Raw genomic sequence first — 17770 nt, forward strand, 5'->3', positions numbered from 1 at the left:
GTCTCATGTTGAACTTTCTGAAGAACTGGACATTGCCTGTTGCAATGCTGACCGGTGTATTAGGTTATTTGATGTTTGCCAACTTCACCTTTCTGGAGCCGACAAAACCGTTTATGAATACGCTTGTTGCGTATCTTACTCCTTTCTTGATTTTTGGTCAGTTATTACTTACTTTTTGTAAAGTGGATTGGCGGGAGTTGATGCCGTCTCCGTGGCACGGATGGTTGTTGCTGTTTCAGATTGTTTCTTCATGTGCCCTGGCTGCCCTGTTGATTTTTGTTCCTATGGGAGGTTCCTATCGGGAGGTTTTTGAGGCAGCGATGGTTTGCCTGATCTGTCCGACGGCGACAGCGGCGGCAGTTATTACGGGTAAGTTGGGCGGGAGTGCCTCCAGTCTGACTACTTATACCCTGTTATCGAATATTCTGGCGGCGGTAGCTGTGCCATTGATCTTTCCTTTGGTCGAGCCTCATACGGACGTTACTTTCTTCACCGCTTTTCTGAAGATTTTGAGTAAAGTGTTTCCGTTGTTGCTTTTCCCGTTTTTTCTGGCATTGTTTTTCCGGTATTGCCTTCCGAAGATACATCATTTTTTGTTAGGTTTCCATGACCTGGCTTTTTATATGTGGGGGATGGCGCTGGCCATCGTAACGGCTCAGACCGTGAAATCGCTTGCCCATAGTACGATTCCGGTAGAGGTCGAGATATTGATCGCATTGGCTGGTTTTATTACTTGCGCCCTGCAATTCTTTCTCGGAAAACGGATCGGAACTATTTATAAAGATCGTATCAGTGCCGGTCAGGCCCTGGGACAAAAGAATACGGTGCTCGCCATCTGGATGTCTTATACTTATCTCGACCCGGTTTCTTCGGTCGGTCCGGGTTCTTATGTGTTGTGGCAGAATATATTTAATAGCTGGCAGCTGTGGAAGAAACGGAAAAATGAAGCTATGTCAGAAGTGTCCCGTTCCCGTGCTTGACACGGGATCGCAAAAGAATAGGCCGTATAAACATCCGGTTGATATAGTCTATTCTTTTGCGGCCTCGCTTCAATTACCCCATAATAATATGTGCCTTTTTAGGAGCGATCTTGTATACCAGAGCTGTGAATGCCCAACTGCAAAGGAAGATAAGTACAGCCATAAGAGGTACCTGCAAAGGAATCGGTAATGAAGACGGCCCGATCAACAGGAAAAATGGCCCTACCAGAAAATAGTGTACCATATAAATCCCGAATCCGCATTTTGTCATATTAGCCAAAGCCTTGATGACTATCGGGTTATTGATTACCACTTTCTGTAATAGTAAAAACATAGATAAAGTCAGCAGTAAGACATTCGGACTACAGAATGTAAAATATAACTCCATCTCCGTTTCCGTTGCATTCGGATTTTCGGCAGTAGTGCTGAACCCAGTATATGTTATATAGTAGCCGGCAATAAACATAACGGCGCAGATCAGGAGTGTTTTCGGAAGACTCCAGTTGTTCCCTTCTTTCACATAATGGCCCAGCAGAAGAAAACCGATGAACCCTGCGAAGTAATAGAACATGCCGAATTCATTCCAGGTATCTGTACCGAACAAGTATCCGTCTCTGTTGAAAAGCCAGTTGGATACATATTCTCTCAGGTAGGGGATAAATAAAGAGATGACCCAGATAAGCAGAAATGCTTGTTGTGTCTTCCGGTTATTTTTCCCGATCCAGCCGGAGAAGAAAGGCATGTAAAGATAAAGTCCGATCAACAGGTAAATATACCACATATGATTTTCCTTATGGCTAAAGTTGAAAGGAATCATGGCGACATCCTTTAATGAATCCATTAGGTTCTGTGATTCATGGCCCTGTGTATAGCAGAAGAAATCACCGATGATCTCTTTAGGTAAGCCAAGTACTCCCGTAAACCAGGGGAACATGCTGTATAGTACCGACCAGATGAGAAATGGGAATAATACGCGAAATATCCTTTTCTTATAGAAGGTTCCTAGTGGTTGCTCTTTTACCGGTAACAATAATAATCCGGTCATCATAACGAATAAAGGTACGGAAGGCCGGAAAAGCGAGCCGTAGACAGCAGCCCAGTGTGTGTACTCCGGGATCGCCCTCATGGTTGGTGAAATGTAAAAAGGGTCGATGCAGTGTACACCGATCACCATTAACATGGCTACACAACGAATAACGTCAAGCCAGACAAGCCGATTATCGGCAGCAGGATTTTTGATCATGTGATGTTCTTTTTTTTATGTGCAACAAAAGTAGGATTAAAAGGTTTATGCCCTATCTGAATTTAAGTCATTTTATTGTAATAATCAGTCAGACCAGTATGAAATACTTTATCTATCTTTGTAATCGTATAAAATATGAATAACAAAGAATAAAATATATGAGATTAAGTAATGAATGGTTCACAGCCTTGTCGGAAGATGAAGACGGGCATTTGGTAACAGTAAGCGGACGCGATGAACTGACGGAATTTATCCAGTCCGGTAAATTCAAGGAGCGTGTTGAAATAACCTGGAAATATGAAGGGGATGAGAAAGGAATGCCCATAGACGTACTTGCCGAACAGATGGAGACTGTACAGGAAACTTTACGCAAAGCCATGGAAAAAGATAAACTCTCCATCCTTACCGCTGTTTATACCGGGGCAGGAGAGAAGATATGGGTTTTCTACACCCGTACAGTCCGCGTTTTCGGCGAACGTCTGAACGAGGCACTCGCTCCGTTCGACCTGTTACCTATTTCTATTTATACGGAAGTCGATCCCGAATGGGAAGAGTATCTGGATATGTATGAGATGAAGCAGTGGGCTCTCGATTAAGGCGTGTTTAGCTCTTTTCTGACTAACCAGCTGCCGATGCGCGATTCGGAAATTCCTTCTTTCAACCGATAGCTACAAATGAAACGGTCGTCTTTTATTTCAGATTCCATGTAGTTGAACTGACATGTTTTTTCTGTATAAAAGGTTTCCGCAAGTTCTATGATATGGGTGGAAAGAAGGAATTTGCTTTGCGGATATTTTTTCAGCAGATTGAGAACGATGACCGAAGCCTCATAGGCATCGCGGGCATTTGTTCCCCGGAAGAGTTCGTCGAACACGATGAAATAAGCATCTTCCTCCTTTACTTTTTCCAGTATGCTTTTGATACGTAATACTTCCGCATAGAAATGGCTTTCTCCTCTTTTTAAAGAATCCGGTAAATTGATGGAAGTAAAAATACCCTTATATACCGGGCAACGCATATAAGTTGCCGGTACCGGTAATCCGGCGTGAGCCAACCAAATAACCGACGACAACGCTTTCAGAGTTGTCGATTTGCCAGCCATATTGGAACCTGTGAAAATATTGATATGTTTTTCCTCCAAATGCCAGTCATTACGTACGGCTTGCGGCAAAGCCGGATGGAAAAAGTTGTGTATGACCAACTCTGTGTCGCCGGAATGTAATTCCGGGTAACAAAATCCTTTCTCTTTAGCTATTTGATGCGCGGAACGAAAGGCGTCCAATTCGTATACAATATCAAGTATCCCCCGTACAGCGATTTTTCCCCTATTGCGGAAAATGTAGTCGAACTGGTCAATTTCGTAACAAGTTAATCTGGTTTCCCTGTTCGGGATTGAAGCGAAAACATTGCTGTCCACATAGGAGCGTATCATCCGGAGCGTTTGCTTGATAATGTCCGGTTGTGCGGACTCTTCTATGGGAGATGAGATCTGGCGTAATTCCCGGATCAATTCGCATAAATATAGGCATCCACGGCTTTTAATATAGTTCCACGGATTTTTCTGCAATTTGTTTTTTAACCATTGGTAGTAGGAGAGGACGCCTAATACGGTTGTGGGGGACGGTTCATTATAATTTAGGTAATATTCGATGAAGTCCAGGGTGTTCCCGTCTATTTCGAAGCTGGGTATTCCACCGGCGCGAATGGATTCGATGCGGTAATGGAGTGTTTGGATATTGTTAACGGGATGGGTAACCCAGTTTTGGAGTACGTTACGGCCGCCTTTAGACTGAGTCTCGGTATAAATACCGGTCAGATCAAATTCTCCGTAGGGATTTTGCGTAACACATAAGTCATTACGGGTCTGTATATCTGTTTCGAGTTTCTTTGTTCCTGTCTGTCCCATTGGACAAAGATAGTTTTGTTTATGAAACTAAAGATACTCCGGAGTAAAAAAATATAAAAGGAGTTGTCTTTGAAAACAACTCCTCCGTGTAAATATATAAACCCTAAAAAATAACTGGCAGATCACCAGGTAATGCTATTGCAATCTGACTAATCTGTAAAGCAATTGCTGGATTGCTTCCTGATAGTCGTCGATAATGGATTGTGAGAATGCTTCAGGGAACAGGTCTCTGTGTTTTTCTACGTAGTTGTAGAAATCCGATGCATGCTTAACGATGTCTTTCGGAGTTTTTGTTTCCGGGATAGAAATTTGAAGGTCGCCTACCATGGCGTATGTTGTTTCGGTGATTCGGTCGATCACGTCCAGCAAGGAGGCGATGGCTTCATCGAGTGCCATATGTTTGGCATAACTGCCGGTTCCGGTTACGCTCCAGTGAAAAAGTTTGAGACTGCTGTTGAATGAGAAAAGTTCTCCGATAAATGCTGCGATCTCTTTGTTTGAAGTATGGGCCGCTTTTTCTTTTTGTTCTGATTTTACTGTTGTACTCATAATTTTGTTTCTTTATGTTTCGTACTGAATAAACACCATGAACAACAGGAAAGTTTACAGGAATATAAGAAAAAATGTGGAGAAGATGTATGGTAACAATGTGGTCATAAATGTTGTTTATATAAGGAATATAGATAGAAAATTATGACACAGATAAAATTGAAACGGATATATGAAGATCCGGAACCAACGGATGGCTACAGGATATTTGTAGATCGCTTATGGCCCAGAGGAATGAAAAAGGAAGCTGTACATTTCGATTTGTGGGAAAAAGATATAACTCCTTCTCCAGAGTTACGCGGATGGTTTCATCAGGCACCCGATGAAAGATGGAATGAGTTTGCTGTATTGTATCGAAAGGAACTGAACGGTTCGGAGGCAGCAATGGCATTTGTGGAGAAGATTGGACAATATCCGGTCATCACGTTACTCTATGCTTCTAAGAGTCCGGACCATAATCATGCGCTTATTCTGAAGACTTTTTTAGATGAGAAAATAAACTCACAAAGCTGAGCTCAAGAACTCGGCTTTGTGAGATGAAGAAGTCGCTGCCGCGAGATGAAGAACTCAGCTTCGTGAGATGAAGAAGTCGCCGTCGTGACTTCAAGAGGTTTCCTCCGAGACTTCAGGAAGTGTCCGTCGAAGCTTCAAAGAGCTTCCGCTGGGACTTCAAGAAGTGGGTTATTGTTCCATTAAATAAGATTTGAAAGCATCGAAATCTTTGCAGAGTTCGACACTTTGTTTCGTCCCTTTCATAAAGGCTTGCAACTTGGCCGGAATTTCAATGTCTGCATTGAGGATACGGTCTACTGTTCCTTTGAACTTCGCCGGATGGGCGGTTTCGAGGAAGAGGCCGGTTTCGTCAGATTCGAGTGCATATTGTATCAAAGCCTGATAGCCGCAGGCACCGTGCGGGTCAAGTAGATAGCCGTCGTTTTCATATACATATCTGATGGTGTATTCGATTTCTTCGTCGGTAAAACGGTAGCCGGTGATGTGCTGGCATATTTCATGGTGTTTGTCGCCGTAGATATCGAATAAATCCATGATGCGGGCAAAATTGCTCGGGTCGCCGACATCCATCGCATTAGCTATCGTGGCTACGGAAGGACGCGGGCTGTAAACGCCTGTTCTTAGATATTCAAGGAATACGTCGTTGCGGTTGTTGGCAGCGATGAAGCGTTTAACGGGCAGTCCCATCCAGTTGGCAAAAAGACCGGCGGTGATATTTCCGAAGTTCCCGCTGGGGACGGAGATGACCAGGTTATCGGCTTTGCCGAGCTTATCCAGCTGTGCGTAGGCATTGAAATAATAGAATGATTGCGGGAGGAAGCGGGCCACGTTGATGGAGTTGGCTGATGTCAGTTTCATGTGGCGGTTCAGTTCGTCATCCATGAAGGCTGATTTTACCAGAGCCTGGCAATCGTCGAAAGTCCCGTCAATCTCAAGGGCGGTGATATTCTGCCCCAGTGTTGTGAACTGGCATTCTTGGATGGGACTGACTTTTCCTTTGGGATAAAGGACATACACGTGGATACCCGGTACACCTAGAAAACCGTTGGCAACGGCACTTCCCGTATCTCCCGAAGTGGCAACCAATACGTTAACCTGTTTCAGTCCTTCTTTTTGGATGAAATATCCCAGCAGGCGAGCCATGAAGCGTCCGCCGACATCCTTAAAGGCCAGTGTCGGACCGTGGAAAAGTTCAAGGCTGTAAATATTTTCAGAGACGTTTACCACAGGAGTATCGAACGATAAAGTATCTTTTACGATTTCATTCAACGTTTCCGTTTCGATGTCTTCACCGAAGAAAGCCTGTGCAACCGTACAGGCTATTTCGTGGAAAGACTGATTTTTCATATTGTTGATTGTGCCCTCATCCAGACGGACGATACGTTCGGGCATATACAATCCCTTGTCACCGGCAAGGCCTTTTACTACGGCTTCTTCCAGAGTGGCGAGGGGAGCTTGTTTGTTCGTGCTGTAATATTTCATAATAATTCTTTTATAAATTCATCTTTTTCCAATACTCCATATTTACCGTTCAGGACACTGAATTCGTCGAAGCAGGTCACTGCATCCGGCTCCTGTCCGGGTTTGTAGATCAGAAAGGGGACGGGGGTATTGGTGTGTGTACGAATCGAACAGGGAGTCGGGTGGTCGGGAAGTACGGCAATGGCAACCGGTTCGTCCCATGTCTGCAACTCTTCATAGATAATGCGGATGGCCCGTTTATCCAGGTATTCGATTGTTCTTATTTTGAGGTCTACGTCTCCTTCGTGCCCGGCCTCATCGCTGGCTTCGACGTGGAGGTAGACGAAATCATTTGTTTTCAGTGCTTCGAGGGCGGCATGCGCTTTGCCTTCGTAGTTGGTATCATATAATCCGGTGGCGCCTTCCACGCTGATTACTTCTAGACCGGCATAAACACCGATGCCGCGAATCAGGTCGACGGCCGAAATAACGGCACCTTTATTGAAACCGTACATCTCCTGCATGGTCTGCATGGCAGGACGATAACCGGGCGACCAGGGCCAGATACTGTTTGCCGGGTCTTTTCCGGCTGCCATACGTTTCCGGTTGACGGGATGGTCTTTCAATATTTCCTGGGATTTCAGAATCAGGTCGTTCAACAGGTCGGCAGTCTCTTGTGCTTCCGGTACTTCCGGTTTGACCATCAGCGGGCGGAAGGGGTGGAGGGGGACGTCGTGAGGTGGCGTGCAATCCAGCCGTTTATCGCCTCCTTTGATAACCAAAAGGTGACGGTAGGAGACGCCGGTGTAGAATTTTACTTTGTCGGAGCCTAATTTCTCGTTGAGGAATTGTATTAACTCGTCGGCCTCTTCGGTGGAGATATGGCCGGCCGAATGGTTTTTCAGGATATCTCCTTCGACACAAATGAGGTTGCAGCGCATCGCCATCTCACCCAGTTGAAGGGTGACACCGATGCTTGCAGCTTCCAGTACGCCACGTCCTTCATAAACTTTCGGCAGGTCGTATCCTAATACGGCCATGTTGGCAACTTCGCTGCCCGGATGGAACCCGTCGGCAACAGTTTTCATTTGTCCGGTAACACCCAATGCAGCCAGCTTATCCATATAAGGGGTATCTGCATATTGCATGGGAGTCTTACCTCCAAGTGCCTCAATGGGTTCATCGGCCATGCCGTCGCCCAGGATTATTATACTTTTCATTTCGTATTAACTTAATTCATTTTTTATAGGAGTGAGTCTGTTTATAGTAGCTGGTTGTAACCGATTCCCCTCTTGAGAGGGGGAAGGGGGTGTGTCATATCCTCGCCTATCAACTATCATAATCAGAGTTACTTGACTATTACAGGTTTATTTGCCGTCTGCTTCAGCTGACGGTTTAAAGTTGTTTCTTTCTTTTGGCTTCAGCCACATTTCTCTTAGATAGAAACTTATAAGAAATGTGACTAAAGTCTGGAGAAATAGATAATTGACTAATCCGTCAGCTGAAGCAGACGGCAAATAAACCTGTAACAAAGTCTGTTTTTATTGACTGGCTTTAACACACCCCCTACCCCCTCTCGAGAGGGGAATCGGTTACAACCAGTCATTCCTTTTCTTACCGAATATTGGCTATAGAGATTATATCGGCGAATACGCCTGCGGCCGTTACATCGGCTCCGGCTCCGTAGCCTTTTATTATCATGGGATACTCGTGGTATCTTTCGGTGGAAATCATGATGATGTTGTTGCTGCCTTCCAGTTCGTAGAACGGGTGATGGCTGTCGACTGTTTGCAGGCCGATTTCGCAAACACCTTTATCCATTTTGGCAACGAAGCGGAAACGTTTGCCTTCGGCTTCCAGTTGCTGGCGTTTGTTTTCGAATTCGGCATCCAGTTCTTTCACCTTGCACCAGAAATCGTCGAGCGAACCTTCAAAATATTTATCCGGCACGAACAGGTTGCGTTTTACATCTTCCTGCTCTACCTTGTAACCTGCTTCACGCGCCAGGATGACGAGTTTACGCAATACGTCTTTTCCACTCAGGTCGATGCGGGGGTCGGGTTCCGAGTAACCTTCCTCTTTTGCCATCAGGATTGCCTTGCTGAAAGGTATATCGGCACTGAGCGTATTGAATATATAATTTAATGTACCGGAAAGAACAGCTTCCAGTTTCAGGATATGGTCGCCACTGTTTCTCAGGTCGTTCATCGTATTGATGATAGGCAGTCCGGCTCCGACGTTCGTTTCGAACAGGAACTTGACGCCACGATGGCGGGCCGTTTCTTTTAGTTTGATATAATTGCTGTAAGAGGATGAGGCGGCTACTTTATTGGCGGCTACCACTGAAACGTTGTTGTTGAGCAGCGTTTCATACAGGTCGGAGACAGCCGGGGTTGCCGTACAATCCACAAATACGGAGTTGAAGATATTCATTTTCAGAATCTCTTCTTTCAGATGTTCGGGAGAACTCTCTTCGCCGTTCTTTTTCAGTTCGTCGATACAGTTTTCCAGGTTTAGTCCTTCACGCAGGAAAAGAGCACGTTTGCTGTTGGCGATACCGACAACATTTAGTTTCAGGCCGTTTTGTTCCATCAGTTTAGGTTGCTGGATGCGAATTTGTTCCAGTAAGTTACCGCCTACCGTTCCGACACCAGCAATGAACAGGTTCAACACCTTATATTGTGACAGAAAAAATGAATCATGGATAGAGTTCAGAGCCTTGCGCAGATATTTGAGCTTGATAACAAATGATATGTTTGTTTCGGAAGCACCTTGTGCACAAGCAATCACGCTGATACCGGCACTGCCCAGCGTACCGAACAACCTGCCGGCAATACCCGGCGTACGTTTCATATTTTCACCGACGATGGCGACTGTTGCCAGGTCTTTTTCGGCAACCGTATCGTTCATATCACCCTGGGCACGTTCCAATGCGAACTCTTCATCCAGCACTTGCACAGCCAGGTCGGCGTCAGCGTTGCGGACAGCGAAAGTCGTATTGTTTTCGGAACTGGCCTGTGATACCATAAATACGCTGATACCGCTTTTTGCCAATGTCTTAAAGATACGGTAGTTTACACCGATCACACCAACCATGCCCAGTCCCTGAACGGTAATCAGGCAGGTGTCGTTGATAGAGGAAATACCTTTGATGATGGCTTTTCCTTCTTCTTTTACCTTTTCCTTGGAGATATAAGTTCCCGGCGCTTCCGGATTGAATGTGTTCAGGATACGGATAGGAATATTCTTATGATATACCGGATAAATTGTCGGCGGATAGATGACCTTGGCTCCGAAGTTACACAACTCCATCGCTTCGGTAAACGTCAGCCGGTCGATTACATAGGCTGAACTGATGACGCGCGGGTCGGCAGTCATGAAACCGTCTACGTCCGTCCATATTTCCAAAACGTTGGCATCGAGCGCAGTAGCCAGGATAGAGGCAGTATAGTCGGAACCGCCACGTCCCAGGTTCGTTACTTCTCCGTTTTCCGTACTGGAAGAGATAAAGCCGGGAACCAGCGATACTTTAGGTAGCGGGTTGAAAGTCTCTTTGATGAGCTGGTTTGTCTGTTCGAAATCAACGATATGTTTGTTGAACTGCTTGAGCGTTTTGATAAACTTACGGGAATCGAACAGCTTGGCATCTTCAATGACATTCGACACGATGAGTGAAGAAATGCGTTCGCCGTAACTGACGATTGTGTCGGAAGTCTTGGCAGACAGGTCGTTGATAAGGTACACACCTTTGAAGATATTACCCAGTTCGTCCAGCAGGCTCATGACCTTTTTCTGCACTTCGATGCGCTGCATCTTATCGGGGATAACACCCTGAATCACATCCAGGTGACGTGTTATGATTTCGGAGAACTCCCTTTCGTATCCGACATCCCCTTTGGCAGCCATGGATGAGGTTGCCAGCAACTTATCCGTGATGCCGCCCAATGCAGATACGACAACGATTACAGGCTCTTCAATGGCCTCTACTATCTTCTTAACACTCAAAATACTATTCACGGAACCTACGGATGTTCCGCCGAATTTCAATACTTTCATCGGTATGTATTATTTTAATTGACAGCTGACGGTTGACAACTGACAATATATTTGTAACTAAATTAATTGATAAAAAGAACCGGAAAGAACCGGCATAAAGGATGCAATACAAATGATTGCAACAATGCAGGACGTGGCCGCTGCTCTTGTTTATTTGTAAATTCTAACCCCCCAAGGGGTCATCAATGCCCATGTATAATATGCTATACCTGCAATCATTCTTTTACTTTTCTAGTTTTCATATCTTATTGCAGGGGCAATATTACACATTATTTTTCAAATGCAAGCATTTTTTCAGTAGAAAGTGATAAAATAGTGGAAACTTGATAGGAAAATGGTTACTTGGGATTACATTTTAGATATAGATCGCATCTTGTTCTACATTTTTACGAAAAGCAGGGGTTTGATTTTCGTGTAAACTTATGATATCAACTTTACGATGGAAAATTTTTTCAAGTTCTTCTTGGATATAGAAGTGTGTGAAATAACTAGGTTTTTGCATTTTAATTACTACATCGATGTCGCTTCGGTCATCTTGTTCACCACGGGCACAACTATTAAACAGGCCGAGACGTTCGATCCCGTATTTCTCAGCAAAAGCGGCTTTGAAGTCGCGTAGTTTATTGAGGATTTCCTGGGTAGTTTCCATTTTGACAATCTATTTGCGTTTGTGTAAACAAAGGTATGATTTAGTTTGGATAAAAGAAAGTCCGCCCTGTAGGGGCGGAACAAGATAAATATCAACCCTTTCTACCTTGTCGCACCCCTACAGGGTGCCTCTGGAAGAGAAGGATTCAAGGGGACCCAGGGTTAGAACCCTGGGCTAATTTGTTACAGGCTTACAGCCTGAAGACACCGTCGCCAACTGGCTCATCCTATAATTAGCAGATAGCTCAAATCTTTCTAACTTGAAGTGTTATTTCGTTTTTTTACTTGTCGTAACCAGAACACCGGGAGCAGACAAAGTAAGGTAACTATGAACGCGATGTAGAAATCATCGTTGATGCCGCCTATGTACGCTTCCAGTTCGAGCCGTTTGATGATTAACTGTTCGGCCAGCGATTTTGCCATATGACCGGTTGCCCCGGCGGTCTGTTGAGCGAAGGAGCTCAAGTGGTCGATGGTTTGTTGGTAGACTTCACCGGTATAATTTAATGCTTCGCTGTAGCGTTGGGTGTGGTAGCTGGTGCGTTGGGTAAGCATATGGCTGAAGATGGCGACACCGAAACTGCCACCCATCTGGCGGACGATATTGGTGATACTCGATGCTTGTGCCATCTGTACGACACTGATACGAGCTAATGATAAAGTTAATAATGGGGTGAAAAGTATTCCCATGCCGATGCCGCGAAGATAGAGGCTCATCATGATATACCATTTTTCGGTCAGGAAGGAGAGGAAGATGTTGAGATAGAAACTGAGTGCCATCAGAATCAGTCCGCCTGCAATCAGAATTTTAGGGTTTATCTTTTGCCCCAGTGCTCCGGCGGTGGGAGAACAAAATCTCTGGATGATTCCTACGGGAATAAAGAACATGCCGGCCTGGAGGGCTGAATATCCCAGATTATTCTGTAAATAAAGGGGGATAAGGAAAGTGCTTCCGAACATGCCGACCCCGAAGATGAACATCATCACGTTTGCCAGGGTGAAATTGCGGTCTTTGAATATACGCAGGTTGATTAACGGATGCTTCACCGTCAGTTCGATATAAATAAAGAGTATGAACATAAGTGCGGAAATCCACATCGAACCTAATACGACAGGACTGTTCCAGCCTTGTGTGTTGGTAGATGAATTGACTTCCGACAACCCGTACATGAACAGAGGCAGGAAGATGCCGGAAGTGATGAATCCCGGAATATCGAAAGGCTGTACAGTCTCCGCCTTATATTCTTTTTGCAGGATGGCTGTTACAAAGAGAGCGATAGCCCCGACCGGTACATTTACATAAAATATATAGTTCCAGTTCAGATTATCGACCAGATAACCGCCGATGGAAGGACCGAACGAGACGGATGCTGCCGAAGCGATGGCCCAGAAACCGAGTGCCGTTCCCCGCTGCTCCGGAGGAAAAACATTGCTGACAATCGCCATTCCGACAGGCATGATTGCTCCGCATCCAAGGCCTTCGATTACACGCCAGAAAATAAGTTCTTCGATTGAGGTGGAGTTTCCGCACATGAACGAACCGAAGGTAAATACCAATAAAGAAAGGAAATAAATCCGTTTGTATCCGAACCGGTCGGACAGCCAGGCGGCCGCGGGAAGGATGCTCGCAATAGCCAGCATATATCCTGTCAGAACCCATTCGGCAGTGTTGATACTGGCACCGAGCGTCCCCATGATGGCCGGAAGTCCGGTGTTCACGACGGTGGAGTCGAGCACGGCCATAAATGTCCCGATCATGATGTTGCCCAACACCAGCCATTTGTAGGCATTATCATTTGTATTTCCGTTCTTACCCATTATTGCTCCTTGATAATTTTAACGGTTGCAGACATGCCTGATACCAGTTTCGGCATTCGGGTATTTTCTTTTCCTTTTTTTACCTGGTCGACGGAGACTTTTATCGGGATGCGCTGGGCAACTTTGGTATAATTGCCGGAAGCATTATTAGGAGGGATCAATGAAAACTCCGAGGCTGTGTTTGTACCTATATAGAATATCTTTCCGGAAAAGGAGAGTCCGGGGTAGGCGTCCAGCGTGAAATCGGCTTTCTGTCCGAGGCGGAGCGTCCGGAACTTGGTTTCTTCCAGATAAACGGCTACCCAAAGGTCTTTTCCTTCATTGATTGTAAAGAGTGTCTGCCCGGGTTGAATCATGTCACCCGGAAGCGACCACCGTTTGGCAATCACGCCGTCGACCGGAGCTGTGATGCGATAATATCCCAATGAAACACGGGTGGATTCTATCGCTGCATCAGCTGAGGCAATTGCCGCTTCACCGGATGCGATCTGTGCCCGTGAGACCTTGATCTGATCTTTGGCTACTTCTACTTTTATGCCTGTACTTTTCCAGGAGTCTTCCGCATCCAGGAATGTTTCCTGCGAAACGGCACTGGTGCTGTATAGTTTTTTGTCGCGTTGGTAGTTCACTTCTGCCTGATGGTAAGCGATTTCTGCCAGTTGGAGGTTCTTGATGGCTGTGTTGAGATTCTCTTTTTCCAGTTTCAGGTTGGCTATCGTCTGTTCACGGCGGGCAATGGTTTCCTGTAACTCTGCAACGATACTGCTGCTGTCAAGTTCGGCAAGGAGCATGCCGGCTTTGACCGTATCGCCTTCCCAGGCATATTGCCTGACCATCGGTCCCATGACCTGTGATGCGACGCTTACCCGGTAACTGTCGAGGTTGGCGTCATCGGTCGAAATATATTTGCGATAGTTCCACCACCATAGAAAGGCAATAATGACGGCGATAACCAATATGGCAATAAGCCATATCATACTTTTGTTGGGTGTTTTGTTAGAGGTACTTACACTATCCATAGTTGTGACGTATATTTTTCTGCTTAAAACAAATAAAATATATAAAGGTTCTGGCTATAAAGGTGATTAACAAGTTTGTACAATAGCTTTTTCAACGGCTTTCCTTTTCCAAATCTGCCCGGCTTTTACTTTGTGTAACCAGATAAACACCGGCAAAAACAAGGGCTGCCGATAATACCTTTTGTAAAGAGAAAGTATCTTGCCCTACCATGACCGCAATCAGTGAAGCGATAATCGGTTGTATATAATTATACATGCTCACCGTTGTCGGGCGGATGCGTTTCAGCGACATAGGTATTAATAAATAAGGAATGAATGTCGCACCGATCAGTACGAAACTGATGGCTCCAAGCTCTTGCATATTGAGTGTCTCCCGCTGGAAAGCGGGTGTGTCAAGGACATGTCGGTAGGTAAAAGGCAATAATACCAACGTGGAAAAAAGAAACATCCATTTCATCATCGTTACCGCTGAATAACGTAAACTCAATGGCTTGGATAAAACGAGGTAGATGGAATATACGAAAGCACTGACGATGATCATCAGATTACCTTCCAGACTACTGGCTTGCCCCGTAGCATGGGTGGATGCCAGGATCAAAGAAATCCCTCCGGTGCATCCCATCAATACGCCGAAGGCTTTCATCTTGGTGATCGGCTCTTTCAGGATAACGGCTGCCAGTAGCATGACGAAGATAGGGACGCCTGTTGCGATGATGGAAGCATCCACCGGCGAGGTACGGTTCAGCCCTACAATAAACAGTCCCTGATTGATGCCTACCCCGCACATGGCGCAGATAAAAAGCAGTCCCAGATCTTTTATCGTCACCTTTTCCCGTTTGATAAATAACGAAGTTAACCAAAACAACAGGCAGGCAGACCCCATCCGCATGATGGTAAGTGCCTCGGGTTGCACATGGGAAGGTAACAGATATTTGGATATGGGCATATTGATAGCAAACAATATATTTGTTATCAGAATGAGTATATGCCCTTTCAGCTTCTCTCCGTTAAGCATTCTTTTATTTTCAATTTGTTTCTGGTAGTAAAGATAGGACTTATTCGGTAGTTTTCTGTTCACGAGGGCCTCATTAATATTTATGAGGACGCCAAAAACAAAATACTAACTGTAGTTTGATAGAAAACATATCTTCCGGATTCTATCAACTACATATATCTCTATAATACCCCTGCAATGGAACATTCTGCTATCTTTACCGAAAATGATCATGATGTTACTTTCAAACGAAAAATAATTATTGGGCGTAGTCTTTGAACTTGTAAATCAGTATATGCCCCTTACCTGTAATTAAGAAGGAAAATGTTTGTTGTTAGATGCAAAAAACTATCTTTGTATCTATCTAAAAAGCAGGAGGATTGAATATGACAGCATTTGAATTGGAAGCTCGTAAAACTGAACTTATCCGGGAAATACTTAACATTGATAATAGTGAAGTATTGGATAGAGTACGGCGAGAACTTCGTAAATGGCTATCCGTTAGTGAAAATGTTCCTTGTTCCTATACGCTGGAGGAGGTAAAACAACGACTCGAACAAACAGAGTCAGATGCAATAGCAGGGATCGGTATTAAGGAAGATGAGGCTGATCTGATAATAGATAAAATGATATGATTCATCTGGCATAGTGATAAAATAACGCTTTGTCATTTTTCCCTCTTAACCTGTTCATTATATGAGCTGGTTAAGGGGGAGGTTTGTTTATAGGCTTCTTGCGAAGGAAAGGAGTGACTTTATTCTACTTATCCATCTGCCGATACGCTTCGATTTGAGACTGGCAGATTTGTTCGGTTATGTCACGTAGTCTCTCTATTTTAGGAAACAAAGCATCTATATCTTCTTTAGTCACAACGAATTTAGAATTATATCTAGCTTCTACATAGGCAAGCCGGAGTAGTTCAAATAATCGTTTTTCTTCCTTTGTGTTTCGAGGGAAGGTCTTTTGCAGTTCGGGTGAATATTTGTGAGTAGAGCCCAATAATTTAGATAAATTGTGTTGTTTGCTATTTTTCAGGGTGTGAACTAAGCGTAACGCATAGAAGTAATTCTCACAGGCTTGGTGCAGCATGAAAGATGCTTTTTTATACCACTCCTTTGAGTAGTTGAATTTTGCGTTTTCGAAGAACTCATTCGCACTATTGAAACTTTCGTTAAAATATTCTTGTGCCTGCTGTCTAATCTCCTCAAAGTTTAGTTTTCGGGGTTGTTCCAGTTTGTAATTTCCACTATCGTATAGCATAATTCCTTGTTTTTGGATGCTTGTATAGAAATATCTTCCTTCCGACAGGTCTGAGTTCAGCTTCTCTATATCATCGTTGATAAATTGAATAGGGACTTGGTTGTCAGGGCGTTTGTAATATTTGTCGTCCACAGTATCCAGTATATGTCCCACCTCTCGTACATCTTCATTGCTGGTAACTACCAACAGATCGTAGTCACTCATAAATGAAGTAAGGATACCGAATTCATCCCGTTCATCATATTCCACAAATGTACCCCTGGCATAACTCCCGTATAGGATAATCATTTCGCAATGAGGTACTTTTTCCAGTACTAAGTTGACGATCTGTTTCAAATCGTTCTTAGCGTATTCGGGTAAATGGGAACAAGATGTTTTCATTAGACACTCCAAGTTTTATGTTATACATCGGTAAAGATACGCGATTTTTTCTTTTCTTATTCCCGTTGCTGGTATTTATGGTGGGGAGTTGTTTCAGGATAAATAATGACACCTACAAAACCAATCGTCTTATGAAATTATCGTACCTTTGTATCATTATATTAATGTATGGAAGAAAACAAACATAAAGACAAACCTATGAAACCAACCCGTATAATCGAGATATGTGCCAACTCGGCACAAAGCTGTGTGGAAGCAGAGGCAGGGGGAGCTAAGCGTGTAGAACTTTGTGCCGGCATTCCGGAAGGGGGAACGACTCCCAGTTATGGTGAGATTAAAACAGCGCAGGCATTGACTTCTACTATTGATATAAATGTCATTATCCGTCCGCGCGGCGGTGATTTTCTGTATACTCCGGCGGAGATAGATGCTATGTTGCTGGATATTGAATTATGTAAACAACTGAAAGTACACGGTGTCGTTTTCGGATGCCTCACTAAAGAGGGAGATATAGATGTTCCGTTGATGCGCAGACTGATGGAGGCTGCCAAACCGTTGTCGGTAACCTGCCACCGGGCATTTGATGTCTGCCGTGACCCGTTTGCGGCACTGGAACAACTGATTGAACTCGGATGCGACCGTATCCTGACTTCCGGCCAGCAATCGGATGCCGTTAAAGGTATTCCTCTGATTGCGGAATTGGTGAGGCGTGCTGACGGACGTATCATTATTATGCCGGGATGCGGTGTCCGTGAAAACAATATCGCGAAACTCGAAGCGGAAACAGGAGCGAAGGAGTTTCATACTTCCGCCCGTAGCATCGTTTACAGTAAAATGGAGTACCGGAATGAAAATGTGCCGATGGGAAGCAGTATTGTCTCTTCGGAGTTTGAAACGGTAGAAACCGACCGGAATAAAGTGGCTGCTTATTTGTAACTGATG

16 protein-coding genes are annotated in these 17770 nt (G+C 44.6%); 5 read left to right on the forward strand and 11 right to left on the reverse strand.

Annotated features, from left to right (window positions below):
- Nucleotides 1-5 precede the first annotated feature (5 nt).
- Nucleotides 6-980: a transporter gene (locus NBH15_RS20935; RefSeq protein ID WP_250823452.1), complete on the forward strand. Its 975-nt coding sequence runs from the start codon at nt 6-8 to the stop codon at nt 978-980.
- 73 nt (nt 981-1053) lie between these two features.
- Here NBH15_RS20935 and NBH15_RS20940 read toward each other — a convergent pair whose 3' ends face one another.
- Nucleotides 1054-2223, reverse strand: coding sequence for an acyltransferase (locus NBH15_RS20940; protein ID WP_128135626.1), 1170 nt, complete (start codon nt 2221-2223; stop codon nt 1054-1056).
- 158 nt (nt 2224-2381) lie between these two features.
- On the opposite strand from NBH15_RS20940, the gene NBH15_RS20945 reads away from it, so the two are divergent.
- A complete protein-coding gene (locus tag NBH15_RS20945; protein ID WP_128135625.1) occupies nt 2382-2819 on the forward strand; it encodes a DUF695 domain-containing protein in 438 nt (145 codons plus the stop codon).
- Here NBH15_RS20945 and NBH15_RS20950 read toward each other — a convergent pair.
- Nucleotides 2816-4129 (reverse strand): MutS-related protein, encoded by a 1314-nt coding sequence (locus NBH15_RS20950; protein WP_250823453.1) that lies wholly within the window; start codon nt 4127-4129, stop codon nt 2816-2818. The genes NBH15_RS20945 and NBH15_RS20950 overlap by 4 nt on opposite strands.
- Before the next feature lie 135 nt (nt 4130-4264).
- Entirely contained in the window at nt 4265-4678 is a 414-nt protein-coding gene (locus NBH15_RS20955; RefSeq protein ID WP_186960565.1) for a DUF5856 family protein, read from the reverse strand.
- A 144-nt stretch (nt 4679-4822) separates the two neighbouring features.
- On the opposite strand from NBH15_RS20955, the gene NBH15_RS20960 reads away from it, so the two are divergent.
- Entirely contained in the window at nt 4823-5191 is a 369-nt protein-coding gene (locus NBH15_RS20960) for a DUF488 domain-containing protein (RefSeq protein ID WP_250823454.1), read from the forward strand.
- A gap of 168 nt (nt 5192-5359) precedes the next feature.
- Here NBH15_RS20960 and thrC read toward each other — a convergent pair whose 3' ends face one another.
- From thrC to NBH15_RS20995, 7 genes are all read right to left on the reverse strand, one after another.
- Nucleotides 5360-6673: a threonine synthase gene (gene thrC, locus NBH15_RS20965; protein WP_250823455.1), complete on the reverse strand. Its 1314-nt coding sequence runs from the start codon at nt 6671-6673 to the stop codon at nt 5360-5362.
- On the reverse strand, nt 6670-7872 hold the full coding sequence (locus NBH15_RS20970; RefSeq protein ID WP_250823456.1) for a cofactor-independent phosphoglycerate mutase: 1203 nt from the start codon (nt 7870-7872) through the stop codon (nt 6670-6672). The genes thrC and NBH15_RS20970 overlap by 4 nt, the downstream gene beginning before the upstream one ends.
- A 394-nt stretch (nt 7873-8266) precedes the next feature.
- Nucleotides 8267-10708, reverse strand: coding sequence for a bifunctional aspartate kinase/homoserine dehydrogenase I (thrA, locus tag NBH15_RS20975; RefSeq protein WP_128135622.1), 2442 nt, complete (start codon nt 10706-10708; stop codon nt 8267-8269).
- Between the two features lie 355 nt (nt 10709-11063).
- Entirely contained in the window at nt 11064-11357 is a 294-nt protein-coding gene (locus NBH15_RS20980) for a nucleotidyltransferase family protein (RefSeq protein ID WP_250823457.1), read from the reverse strand.
- A gap of 254 nt (nt 11358-11611) precedes the next feature.
- Entirely contained in the window at nt 11612-13174 is a 1563-nt protein-coding gene (locus NBH15_RS20985; RefSeq protein ID WP_250823458.1) for a DHA2 family efflux MFS transporter permease subunit, read from the reverse strand.
- Entirely contained in the window at nt 13174-14193 is a 1020-nt protein-coding gene (locus NBH15_RS20990; RefSeq protein ID WP_250823459.1) for an HlyD family secretion protein, read from the reverse strand. Before NBH15_RS20990 ends, NBH15_RS20985 begins: the two co-directional genes overlap by 1 nt.
- Before the next feature lie 91 nt (nt 14194-14284).
- On the reverse strand, nt 14285-15208 hold the full coding sequence (locus NBH15_RS20995; protein WP_250823465.1) for a DMT family transporter: 924 nt from the start codon (nt 15206-15208) through the stop codon (nt 14285-14287).
- A 365-nt stretch (nt 15209-15573) separates the two neighbouring features.
- Here NBH15_RS20995 and NBH15_RS21000 point away from each other — a divergent pair, with 365 nt between their 5' ends.
- The gene (locus NBH15_RS21000; RefSeq protein WP_128135300.1) at nt 15574-15822 is read left to right on the forward strand and encodes a hypothetical protein; all 249 of its coding nucleotides are present in this window, start codon (nt 15574-15576) and stop codon (nt 15820-15822) included.
- Nucleotides 15823-15946: 124 nt separating this feature from the next.
- On the opposite strand, the gene NBH15_RS21005 is transcribed toward NBH15_RS21000, so the two are convergent.
- Nucleotides 15947-16828, reverse strand: a complete 882-nt coding sequence (locus NBH15_RS21005; RefSeq protein ID WP_244051201.1) for a HEPN domain-containing protein — start codon at nt 16826-16828, stop codon at nt 15947-15949.
- Between the two features lie 198 nt (nt 16829-17026).
- Between NBH15_RS21005 and NBH15_RS21010 the strand changes: the two genes are divergently transcribed.
- On the forward strand, nt 17027-17764 hold the full coding sequence (locus tag NBH15_RS21010; protein WP_044245777.1) for a copper homeostasis protein CutC: 738 nt from the start codon (nt 17027-17029) through the stop codon (nt 17762-17764).
- Nucleotides 17765-17770: the final 6 nt, after the last annotated feature.

The sequence above is a fragment of the Parabacteroides caeci genome, assembly GCF_023656795.1.
Lineage (GTDB): Bacteria > Bacteroidota > Bacteroidia > Bacteroidales > Tannerellaceae > Parabacteroides > Parabacteroides segnis.

Bases quoted from the DNA above. Each gene is read 5' to 3' on its own strand.
- NBH15_RS20935 (WP_250823452.1), top strand. From the start codon at position 6: ATGTTGAACTTTCTGAAGAACTGGACATTGCCTGTTGCAATGCTGACC.
- NBH15_RS20940 (WP_128135626.1), bottom strand. From the start codon at position 2,223: ATGATCAAAAATCCTGCTGCCGATAATCGGCTTGTCTGGCTTGACGTT.
- NBH15_RS20945 (WP_128135625.1), top strand. From the start codon at position 2,382: ATGAGATTAAGTAATGAATGGTTCACAGCCTTGTCGGAAGATGAAGAC.
- NBH15_RS20950 (WP_250823453.1), bottom strand. From the start codon at position 4,129: ATGGGACAGACAGGAACAAAGAAACTCGAAACAGATATACAGACCCGT.
- NBH15_RS20955 (WP_186960565.1), bottom strand. From the start codon at position 4,678: ATGAGTACAACAGTAAAATCAGAACAAAAAGAAAAAGCGGCCCATACT.
- NBH15_RS20960 (WP_250823454.1), top strand. From the start codon at position 4,823: ATGACACAGATAAAATTGAAACGGATATATGAAGATCCGGAACCAACG.
- thrC (WP_250823455.1), bottom strand. From the start codon at position 6,673: ATGAAATATTACAGCACGAACAAACAAGCTCCCCTCGCCACTCTGGAA.
- NBH15_RS20970 (WP_250823456.1), bottom strand. From the start codon at position 7,872: ATGAAAAGTATAATAATCCTGGGCGACGGCATGGCCGATGAACCCATT.
- thrA (WP_128135622.1), bottom strand. From the start codon at position 10,708: ATGAAAGTATTGAAATTCGGCGGAACATCCGTAGGTTCCGTGAATAGT.
- NBH15_RS20980 (WP_250823457.1), bottom strand. From the start codon at position 11,357: ATGGAAACTACCCAGGAAATCCTCAATAAACTACGCGACTTCAAAGCC.
- NBH15_RS20985 (WP_250823458.1), bottom strand. From the start codon at position 13,174: ATGGGTAAGAACGGAAATACAAATGATAATGCCTACAAATGGCTGGTG.
- NBH15_RS20990 (WP_250823459.1), bottom strand. From the start codon at position 14,193: ATGGATAGTGTAAGTACCTCTAACAAAACACCCAACAAAAGTATGATA.
- NBH15_RS20995 (WP_250823465.1), bottom strand. From the start codon at position 15,208: ATGCTTAACGGAGAGAAGCTGAAAGGGCATATACTCATTCTGATAACA.
- NBH15_RS21000 (WP_128135300.1), top strand. From the start codon at position 15,574: ATGACAGCATTTGAATTGGAAGCTCGTAAAACTGAACTTATCCGGGAA.
- NBH15_RS21005 (WP_244051201.1), bottom strand. From the start codon at position 16,828: ATGAAAACATCTTGTTCCCATTTACCCGAATACGCTAAGAACGATTTG.
- NBH15_RS21010 (WP_044245777.1), top strand. From the start codon at position 17,027: ATGAAACCAACCCGTATAATCGAGATATGTGCCAACTCGGCACAAAGC.